The following is a 10152-nucleotide window of genomic DNA, read 5'->3' as shown; positions in this document are numbered from 1 at the left end:
CGCAGCGACGAACGGGTCAACCACCGCAACGGCTACCGACACCGTGATTTCGACACACGTGTCGGCACGATCGACGTGGCGATCCCGAAACTGCGACGAGTTCGAACGCGCGCTCACCCAGCTCGCCTCTCCCACCGACCTCGACCGCCTCGTCCGCGTCGCCGACACCTTCACCAACTCCCCCTACCTCATCGCGCGCGCCTCACTGCGGTCACTGTGGCGACGCTCCGATCCAGAACTGCGCGCCTGGCTCGACACCTTCGTCACCCGCACCGACCCCCCGGACTACACCGCCCTGCCGAGGACCAGCCCCGCTGGATCACAACGGTCCCTCTCGTCGCCGCCGAGCACAACGCGCGCCGACTCCTCGCCCGGGATCCGAACAAAACCCAGACCGCTACACCCTCGACCGCGACCACGGTCGCCGCCAAGCGCGCGTGGCGGCGACCCGAGCACATCGCCGCGATCCGCACCAAGCGCCGTCCCGCGGGAGAGGCGCGGGTGGTCACCGACTACATCCGCACCCGCTTCCTCGTCGACACCGACCCCGCCTACCAACCGGCGATGTGGGACCGGCACTACGTACGCCAAATCGCCGAACAAGTTCTCCTAGAGCGTGACCGCGCCGGTGCCCGCACCCGCGACAACTTCGACGCCCACGAGATCGCCCGCACCCGAACCGGTCTCGACATCCGCAACGACGACCGACCCGCCTTCCAAGCCAACGGCAGCGGCATCGACTACGACCACACCACCCTCCCACCACTGCAGGGCTGGGTGTGCGTGTACTGCTTCGGCGAACGCGCCTGCAGCGACCACTACCGCACCAACACCCACGGCCACCGCATCAGCGACGACGGACTCTGCCAACACTGCCGCGACCACGACCGCCCCGGAATCGCCACGCTCCCGGCCGGTTTCACCCTCGCCGATGAAATCGCTGCCTACTGCCAGCACCTCACCGACCACTACCCCACCGCCGCACCCGCACTGCTCGATGCGTTACAGCAGCGCTCCACACGGATCGAACGCGGACTGATCATGGCTTTCCTCGACCAACACCCACACCCTTCGGCACCCGGCACACCGATCGCGAGGCTGACCCCGGTGTCGTTGCGCACCGGACGCTGCTGCTCATGCACCCACCACCGCGAGATCGACACCGACGACCTCTGCAGCGAATGCCGACACCACTACCGCACCGCCGCCTAACGTTTCACCTCTACTGCGACCCGCCCGTCGACTCGGGTCTGCGATCACCGGTCCGCCGCGGTGTCCACACCCGCGGCGGACTGGACCACCACACACTCCCGATCGAGCGGAGACCGTTGGAGTGCGGCGATCTCGGATCACCCGAAATCGGCAGGGCCACAACCCAGACTAACGGCCTGCCGATCCCTCCCCACAGATCAACCCAACACGCTCCCACAACCCCACCACTATCCGCATCTGTCCGTTCCGGTTCAACCTTGCAAAACAGCGATTGCCTGACCTGCGGGCCGAAAGGTCGCGCGGAAGGATTAGTTGTCCGAGCGTCCGGACCTACTTTGCGGATTTGTGGATGGACTGTTCCCGCATCAGGATGCAGCTATCTCGGTCCGGTCATCGCTGCGAGGACGGCGGTCTGTCGGGACTGTCGGCTGATTGAAGTCGTATTCCACCCAGCGGTTCCGGTTGGTCCAGCCGACCAGGTCGTAGCGCCACCGGAACGGACGCAGGTGCGCGACTGTGTTGAACAGAACGGCGCCCAGCGCGGCGTAGTCGTCGTGCGCGGACAGCAACGCGCGCTGTTCACGCGGCGAGGCGCTGAAGAAGGACTCGAACATCGCGATCGACTGGTCGGTGGTGAGCCTGCCCAGGCCCCCCAGCCCGCGCATCCGCATCCAGTAAACCAGCCGAGCCCGCCAGGGCCACAGTGCCGCGACCGGATCACGCTCCTCGCTCACCGCGTTCACCGCGGTGTCCACCAGCGCCAGTGAGTCGCCCACGCTGTAACTGGTTGTCGGGTGCATCATGCCGCCGCGCGAACCGAACGGAATCGCCGCGACCACCCCACTTTTCGGCGGCGGCTGATCCAGTGGGTAGTGCGGGGCCTCGCTCGGCTCCTGCCCTGTAACCCGGATGCCATGAGCGGCGAGCCGATTCAGCAAGCGCTCGCGCAACTCACGCTGAGGCATACCACCAGGTAGGCCGAGACTGGTCTCCTCGAAGACTACCGTGCCATCGCCAACCGGCACCGCATACAGAAACGACGGCGGCTCGTCCGAGCCCGCGCCGTTGTCGGGACGCCAATCCAGCAACAATGCTTCACCATCGGTGACCATCGGTGCCGCGGTTTCGGCGGACACGAAAATGCCGTGCGCGCTTACTGCGCGGCGCTGTTTGACCGGCGACAGCCCACGGGCATCGAAAACCGTTGCCGCGCGGACGATCGTGCCATCAGCGAACTCCACTTCGTGTGCGTTCACCCGGGTCGCCCGGCCGGTCAGCACAGTAGCGTCATCGAGCGGCAGAGCGTCGCGCAGTCCCGGATTGGACAGCACGCAATAAGGTCGTTCGATGCGGTGCTCGGTGTTGGTCCACACCGTCGGAGCTTCGATACGGGTGGCAATCGCACTGGGCGGCAGCCACTCCGGCAACTCATCAACCCAGCAGGCATAGGTCGGCGACCACAACCGCTGTGGTCGCGGATCGATCGCTGTGACAAAGAGCCCGGCACGCATTGCGCGATGTGCCAGCGCGCGACCCGTCGGGCCAAGTCCAACCACACAAAGATCTATCTCCAAGCCCACCGGGACAGTGTGCACAGATCAACGCGGCACCTCGCTGCTGGAAACTGCCCACCCCTGGGAGGCGCCGCCCCAAGCCCGTCGACCCGACCGGCGCTACCGCGCCGTCAGCATTCACCGACAACACGCCTTGTGCTGTGCGGCATCCTCCGCTTGGCCGATACCCGACCGATACCGCCTGTCGCCGTAGCCGTTGTTGCTCGCTCGGTCGGTGTTTCATCGGAGCCGGAACTTCCGCTGTTGGCGGGGGCTGGGCGTGAAGTAGGGCCGTTCGCTGACCGACCAAGGCCGCGGAGGGGATTGCTGCCGCGGTTCGGTCCGTTCTGGCCAGGGGGCTGGTTCGACGGCGGTATCGAGGTAATCGGTTGGAACGGGGCCCGGCCGGATGAAGTCGAGGGATCCGATGACGCGCGCGCTGGCAGCGGTGCTGCGTTCGGCGCGAGCCTCAGTGATTGTTGCTGAAGCTGATAGTGCGCTTTCGAACAGCACGTTCGGCTGCGACCAGTCGCGCAGGATGACAGGTGCGAGGCTGCGGTGGTGGAGCATGGCGTCGCCGCCGCAGCGGTGCTGGGCGAACCAGGCGGCGCTGGTGAAGCGGGCCTCTTCGTTGCGCTGCTGGGGTTTGCGGTGGCTGGGGCCGCTGTAGGTGCGTTGGCTGCGGTAGTCGTGGATGGGCAGGCTGGGTGGCCGCCAGCAGTCCTGGTCGATCCAGTGCGCGATCGGGTCGCGGACGACCTGCGGCCGATAGTCGGGCTGTCCGAGGCGTCGCCCGATCTCGGCGGCGAATCGCTGCTGCGTGTCCGGGTTCCCGGCCGCCATCCGCCGCCAGTGCAGTGCTCCGATCACCTCGGCGATATCGACGGCTTCGGGGTAGGTGGCGGCGAACAGCCGTGAGCAACTGAAGGTCTCCAGCTCGGTGCCGGACGGGATGAGTCGATCCGCTCGTCGTGCCCACCGATACCGAGCATCACCGTGCGCGGGTTCGCGCCGGTCGGTCCATCGGTGCGCGCAAATGAGGAATCCGGTCAGCACGGCATCGAAACACGCGGCCGGTCCGAGGCGCTGTAGCAGCCGCAGGTGAGCTCGTTGCGCGGCAACGATTTCCGGTAAGCCAGACAGGTCCGGTTGCGGGAAACCGGTCAGGTCGGGTGGTCCGACCCAAATCCGGTGGCGCTGGCAGACGTAGCGGTGGTGGCCGAACAGCTGCAGCACCGGCCGACCCGGGTGAGCGGCAGCGCAACGCCAGCACCCTGGTTGGGGTTCGTGCCGCAGTGCCAGCCAGTCCGGTTCCGGATCCCGTAGTTCGATGATGGCGCGGGCCAGCCTTTGGCGGGGTTGGTCGGCGACAGTGGCGAACTGGTCCGGGTCGAGTCGGCGGGTGCTGGTGCCGTTGCGGGGCCGACTCACTTGGTTCCAGAGTTCGGTGAATGGCATCTCGTGCAGCGCCGCCAGCCGATTCAGGTAGGAGACCGCGATCTCGTCGGCGGCAGGCCGGATGCGGATCGGCAGTCGCGACACCATCAGGCGCTGGCCTCGCGGCGGGTAAGGGTGGTGCGACGGCGTGGCGGGGTGCTGCTGGTTGCGGCGTAGTCGACGGGGATGTCGTCGAGCAGCGCGCGGGTGATCTTCTCGCTGCCGTCGTCGATGGCCAGGATCGCCGCGCCGCGGATCAACTGCGACAGGCTCCCGATCATGCCGCCGGTGCGCTGATAGAGGTATTCGGCCAGCCCAACGAGCGTGCCGGGTTTGTGTCGGTGCAGCATCAGCATGCCCTCCAGAGAGGCGATCAGGGCGCACCAGGCGTCGCGTTGCTCGCCGGTGCCGTAGGCGAACGATGCCGCGCTGATGAGGGTGAACCGTCCGGCGATCTGACGACCGCGGACCCCGGCGAACAAGCCTTGGGCTTCGACCTCGATTCCGGCGTAAGCGAACGTGGCGGGCAGGCGTTCAGCGAAGTACTTCAACTGGTCGGAGACCTCCGCGCCGGCGCGGGTGGCCAGGTTCAGGTTGTGGATCTCGTCGACCAAAACGAGCTCGACGCAGGTCCGGGCCGCGGTCGCGCATACAGCGTTGACGATATCGGGCAGATTTGCGCGGCTACCGAATTCCAAACCGAAGAACCGCGCGAACTCGACCGCGAGCATCCGAGCTGTCGCCGCGGGCGGAACTGTCACGTAGACGACCGGGATCCGGTTGCGCCCGGCAGGTCCAGGGTGGCGTTTGCGGATCGCGCGTTCGTGAGTGCGGCCCAACTGCGTCAGCGCGGTGGTCTTCCCGGTCCCGGAGGCTCCCGACAGGATCACACCACGGCGGGCGGAGACCTGCCCGCGGTTGAGCTGGACCAGCAGCCGGCCTGTGCGTAGCACCTGCCGGATAGTCGGGGTATTCACCAACGGCAACTGGCCGTGATAGTCACGGCGCGCCTCGTCGAGCTCGACGCGCTCGGCCCGCGACAACACCTTCACCGCAACGTGATCCGGCTGTGCGGGTGGTTCGGGTTGGTAGTCGACGAACCGGCGCCAGCCCTCCTTCGTGGTTAACGGTTCGTCGGCGGGCAACTCATCGGTGTCATCGCTGGACTGGCCGGTCATATCCATCTTTCTGCCTCGGCGTCGGCGTCGAAGACACCGAACGGGATCACCTCAGCGGTCTCGGATTTTGGTTGTCGTTGCGGCGCAGCCTGTTCAGTCGCGGTGGCGGACTCCGGCATCGACGTCCGATGCCTGACTGCGGCGCGGGTGCGGGCGGCGATCTTGCGGCCCGTGGTGTCCGGGCCGTGCTCGGCGCGAGTCAACAACGCGTCGAGGGCGCGGGCGATTTCGGTTTCGGTGACCTCCCGGCCGGATTCGGCGACTAGGCGGCGAGCGTGGCGCCAGGTGAAGTCCGCGAACGGGGCGGCGACCATCGGCAGATGCGTCCACGGTGCAGTGATCCAACCGCCGTCGTGGTGGTTGCGGACGAACACCCGGGACAGGTCGTAGGGGTCGTAGTGCACTTCCCACAACCCTCGCTTGCCCGCCAATCCAGAAGGCTGACGCCGATATCGGCCAAGCTCGACGCAGTCGTAGATGCGGTTGTCGATGCGCACGCCGTAGTCGTTGACCTGGCGCCATTTCACCGGTAGCAGTTCCAGATAATCGGTGCCGGACAACGTGATCGGCAGATAACCGGCTGCGGCGACCAATGCGGCGTATTTCTCGTTCGGCGACAGCTTCCGTCGCGGCGCGGCCGGATCCCGCAACGCGTCGTGACCGCGATGCTGCCAGCCGACGATCACCCACTCGTCGAACAGATCCTGCAACTGTCCGATCGTCCAGACCGCCTCGACTCCGCGGCCCCGCAGGGTCGGGTTCGCGCCCTTGAACCCGGCAACATGTTGCGCGAACAGGGTTTTGATCGCGCTAAAGGTCGCCTCGACGACCGCCTTGTCGGTCGGGGTGTCCTTGCGGGCAGGCTGGATCGAGATACCCAACCGATCGCAGGCGCGCACGAACACCTCAGACACGAACACCTTGCCGTGATCGATGACAACCTGATCCGGAACGATCACCGGCCGCGCCGCCGCCTCCCGCATCCGCGCATCAATCGACAACAGCCGCTCGTGCGGCAGCACCGACGCCGCCATCCGCAACGCGGCGGCCCAGCCTGGCCGCATCGGCTCGGGCACCATCATCTTCGCCAACAGCAGCGACGCGTCAACCGCTTTCGTGCCCACCGGCCGCAGCACCCCCGCGCAGAGGCTGCGGGTGGCGACATCGACCGCGATCGTCAGATCGGCGCGGACCGGCACCCCGTCCTCGGCCAGCACCATCACATCGATCGGGGTGGAGTCGATCTGGACCTGCTCCCCCGGCCGCATCGCGAAACTCGGCGTGAACACCCCCTCCGGCCGGTTCGCCAATTGACGCCGCGTCACCGCCGATCCGAACGTGTGCCGCCCCACCGACAACCGGTCCAGCAACGCATAAAACGTCGTCTTGCCCGGCAATGGCACCACTCCCAGCCCGTAAAGCTCCTCCAGCCTCTTGCTCACGCGTCGGATCAACCGCGAACGCGTTCCCGTCGATCGACCGGTCTCGGCGTCGAGCATCTCCACGATCACCTCGACCAGCCTCGGATCCGCCCGACCCGCGAGATCGAATGTCCGCGTCACCCGCTGATCGACCAGTCCCCACAATCCTTGCGCCGCATAACGAGCGCGGCGGCTTTCGATCGTGCGCAGCCCCACCCCTAACTCGGCGGCCTTGCGCCGCTGCCGCTGCGACAGCGTCGTCACCGCCGGGTCGTAACCTTCCCGCGGACACACACCCGGCGGCGGATCCGGCGGCAACCCGGTTTCGACCTCAACAACATGCTCGCGCCAGCGCTGCGCCGCCGCGACCGCGTCGGTGGGCAGCGCCTCCAGAAGACCGTGTGGCTCCATCGGCGGCAACGCCGCAGCACCCAACACCGCAAAGTCCACCGCCGCCAACAGATACGACGCCAACAGCACCTGGACAACACCGGAGTCCGACCGCAACCGCACCGACGTCCCAGCCAACCCCACAACCAGATGCTCATCACCATCGAACACAACACGGTCACCCACCCGTAGCACCGGACGCGCCAACCCCATCAACCCACCACCGCAATCGGCGAATCGGCCGACGAGATCTCGGTGCCCGGTGACAGCGGCACCGACAAATCCGCGCGCAGGCGATGACACCACAACAGGTGAAACACCACCGGCAACACCGCGATCGGGTCTCCCACCGATTCGACCTCGGACATCAACCCGGACGGCATGACGCCATCGACCAGAACCCGGTCCGCGAGGTGGCCGACCTGCCCCGCAAACGCCAGAAGCCGCGGGCGGCCGATCTCGAGACGCTGACCGAGCTCCGAGAGCAGCTCAGATCGTGGCTGGCGGGCAAGGACATCGACGGCACCCCTGGATACACGAGCGGTCCCAAGCGCAATCCCCGGGTCTTGGACGTCGCCGATGTCGAATTGGGCACCGGACCTCGCCCCGGGGAGGCGCTGGCGTTGCGCTGGTCCGATGTGGATCTGAAGTCCACACCACCGCGACTTACCTTCTCCGGCACCGTTATTCGCATCAAGGGCAAGGGATTGATCCGTCAGGAGTGGACGAAGACCGATTCCGGATTCCGGACGGTGATCCTGCCGCAGTTCGTCGTCGACACGCTTGAGCGCGTCAAAGCCGAAGCGGTGGACAACGCGTTGGATCTGGTGTTCCCGAATCGCGACGGCGGGATTTGGGATCCCCACAACTTCAACCGACTCTGGCGTCAGGCACGCGGCGAGAAGTTCGCGTGGGTCACACCGAAGACCTTCCGCAAGACGGTCGCATCCCTCATAGCCGACCAATACAGCCCACAGGCCGCAGCTCAGCAACTGGGTCACGCGAACACTGCCACCACCAAGCGGCACTACATCGACCGACCGACCGAGGCTCCCGATTTCACGACCGCGCTGGGCAAGCTCGTGAGCTGAAAGCGTGACGTTTCCGTGACGCTCGCGGGCATCAAAGGGAAAAACCAGGGTCAAACTGTAGCGTTTGCCCTGGTCAAAGCTCCCCCATCTGGACTCGAACCAGAAACCTGCCGATTCGCGCTCCGATGAAGTGTCGTAAAACGTGTCGTAAAGTCGGAATGTTCAACAATTCGTGTCGGCCCTTTCTCGTGCACTCCGGGCATCGCGAACACCATCGTCGAACTCACCAGCCAACTCGAAGAGCGCGACCAGGAACTCGACGCGGCTCGAGCAGCCAAGTGTCGATACCGGAGGAGCTTCGATCATGCTTGGAATCAAGCCCTTTCGAACCGGGTCAGCCGGACGCACGCTCGTCGGCATGAATGCGCACTGCCGCGGCCGTACAACGCGCTACTCGTTGGTCTTCCGGCCGCCCGAGTGGCCGTTTCACCCAGCGCGCACAGCAGCATGGACGTGCGTTGCCGTTGTGGGAAGGCTGGGCGTCACCTGATCAACCTGTCCACGAACGATGGCCGTAGCGTCGCATCGGTGAGTGGTGAGAGCCGTTACCAGGCATACGAAGCAGACCTATGGGAACGATTGGCCGCGCTGCTGCCCTCGGTCGACGACACCGAGAACTTTCGCGACTGCAGAAAGACCGGCCGACAGGAAGCCGGACTGTGGATCTTGACGCGACAGTTACTCGAGCACGAAGTGCCCATCAACGATCGAACGCGCGCCGAGATCGAAGGGTCAAGTCCAAAGGCGTGGTGTAACCGGGGTGGTCACCGCATGTTCCGGTTTTCGGTTATGCGGTGAGGGCTGTGGTGGTGGTTTCCTCCTGTTCGGTGGGGTCGGTGGTGGCGCGGGAGCGGGCAAGGACGTCGAGGCCGAGGTAGCGGCGGCCTTCGATCCATTCGTCGTGTTGTTCGGCCAGGACGGCGCCGACGAGGCGGATGATCGCTTGTCGGTCGGGGAAGATGCCGACGACGTCGGTGCGGCGGCGGATCTCTTTGTTCAACCGTTCTTGGGGATTGTTGGACCAGATTTGGCGCCAGATCTGTTTGGGGAAGGCGGTGAACGCGAGCAGGTCCGCGCGGGCTGTGTCGAGGTGCGTGGCGACCTTCGGCAGCTTCTCGGCCAGGGCGTCGAGCATCCGATCATATTGGGCGCCAACGGATTCAGAGTCTGCTTGGTCGAATACCGAGTGCAGCAGCGTGCGCACCCACGGCCATGATGTTTTCGGGGTGATCGACATCAGGTTGACGGTGTAGTGGGTTCGACAGCGTTGCCAGGCCGCGCCGGGCAGGGTCGCGCCGATCGCGGCGACCAGCCCGGCGTGGGCATCGGAAGTGACCAGCTCGACGCCGGACAGACCGCGGGCGACCAGGTCGCGGAAGAACGCCAGCCAGCCGACTCCGTCCTCGCCACTGGTGACCTGGATACCGAGTATTTCGCGATAGCCGTCGGCGTTGACGCCGGTCGCTATCAGGGCGTGGACGTTGACCACCCGACCGTTCTCGCGGACCTTGAGCACCAGGGCGTCGGCGGCGACGAAGGTGTAGGGCCCTTGATCCAAGGGGCGGGTGCGGAACGCCTCGACCTGGGCGTCGAGCTCGCCGGCCATGATCGACACCTGCGACTTGGAAAGCTTTGTCACACCGAGTGATTCGACCAGCTTCTCCATCCGGCGCGTCGAGACACCGAGCAGGTAGCAGGTCGCCACCACCGAGGTCAACGCGCGTTCGGCGCGTTTGCGGCGTTCCAGCAGCCATTCGGGGAAATAGCTGCCCGAACGCAGTTTCGGGATCGCCACGTCGATCGTGCCGACACGTGTGTCGAAATCACGGTGTCGGTAGCCGTTGCGGTGGTTGACCCGTTCGTCGCTGCG

The 10152-nt window shown here is 65.9% G+C and carries 7 protein-coding genes and 1 pseudogene; 3 read left to right on the top strand and 5 right to left on the bottom strand.

Annotated features, from left to right (window positions below; all coding sequences use genetic code 11):
• Both ACIBJI_RS42360 and ACIBJI_RS42355 read left to right on the top strand, forming a co-directional pair.
• Positions 1-99, top strand: a pseudogene (locus ACIBJI_RS42360) (transposase); the annotation flags it as partial.
• Positions 100-216: 117 nt separating this feature from the next.
• On the top strand, positions 217-1212 hold the full coding sequence (locus tag ACIBJI_RS42355) for a hypothetical protein (protein WP_397088826.1): 996 nt from the start codon (positions 217-219) through the stop codon (positions 1210-1212).
• Positions 1213-1577: 365 nt separating this feature from the next.
• On the opposite strand, the gene ACIBJI_RS42350 is transcribed toward ACIBJI_RS42355, so the two are convergent.
• The 4 genes from ACIBJI_RS42350 to ACIBJI_RS42335 all read right to left on the bottom strand — a co-directional run bounded on the left by ACIBJI_RS42350 (position 1578) and on the right by ACIBJI_RS42335 (position 7494).
• Positions 1578-2768 (bottom strand): lycopene cyclase family protein, encoded by a 1191-nt coding sequence (locus ACIBJI_RS42350; RefSeq protein WP_364360102.1) that lies wholly within the window; start codon positions 2766-2768, stop codon positions 1578-1580.
• Positions 2769-3005: 237 nt separating this feature from the next.
• Positions 3006-4310, bottom strand: coding sequence for a TniQ family protein (locus ACIBJI_RS42345; RefSeq protein ID WP_397088824.1), 1305 nt, complete (start codon positions 4308-4310; stop codon positions 3006-3008).
• A complete protein-coding gene (locus tag ACIBJI_RS42340; protein WP_364360096.1) occupies positions 4310-5380 on the bottom strand; it encodes an ATP-binding protein in 1071 nt (356 codons plus the stop codon). The genes ACIBJI_RS42345 and ACIBJI_RS42340 overlap by 1 nt, the downstream gene beginning before the upstream one ends.
• Complete coding sequence (locus ACIBJI_RS42335) at positions 5377-7494, bottom strand: Mu transposase C-terminal domain-containing protein (protein WP_397088822.1); 2118 nt, start codon at positions 7492-7494, stop codon at positions 5377-5379. Before ACIBJI_RS42335 ends, ACIBJI_RS42340 begins: the two co-directional genes overlap by 4 nt.
• Positions 7495-7502: 8 nt before the next feature.
• On the opposite strand from ACIBJI_RS42335, the gene ACIBJI_RS42330 reads away from it, so the two are divergent.
• The gene (locus tag ACIBJI_RS42330; RefSeq protein WP_364360090.1) at positions 7503-8282 is read left to right on the top strand and encodes a site-specific integrase; all 780 of its coding nucleotides are present in this window, start codon (positions 7503-7505) and stop codon (positions 8280-8282) included.
• A 787-nt stretch (positions 8283-9069) separates the two neighbouring features.
• Here the strand turns inward: ACIBJI_RS42330 and ACIBJI_RS42325 are convergent.
• Positions 9070-10152 (bottom strand): IS256 family transposase (locus tag ACIBJI_RS42325; RefSeq protein ID WP_364360349.1); only part of this gene is annotated, 1083 nt, incomplete at its 5' end.

Origin of the sequence: Nocardia sp. NPDC050408 (genome assembly GCF_044458905.1) — a bacterium.
In the GTDB taxonomy this organism is placed as follows: domain Bacteria; phylum Actinomycetota; class Actinomycetes; order Mycobacteriales; family Mycobacteriaceae; genus Nocardia.
Note: the sequence above shows the minus strand (reverse complement) of the source record. Positions and strands in the feature narration are given on the sequence as shown.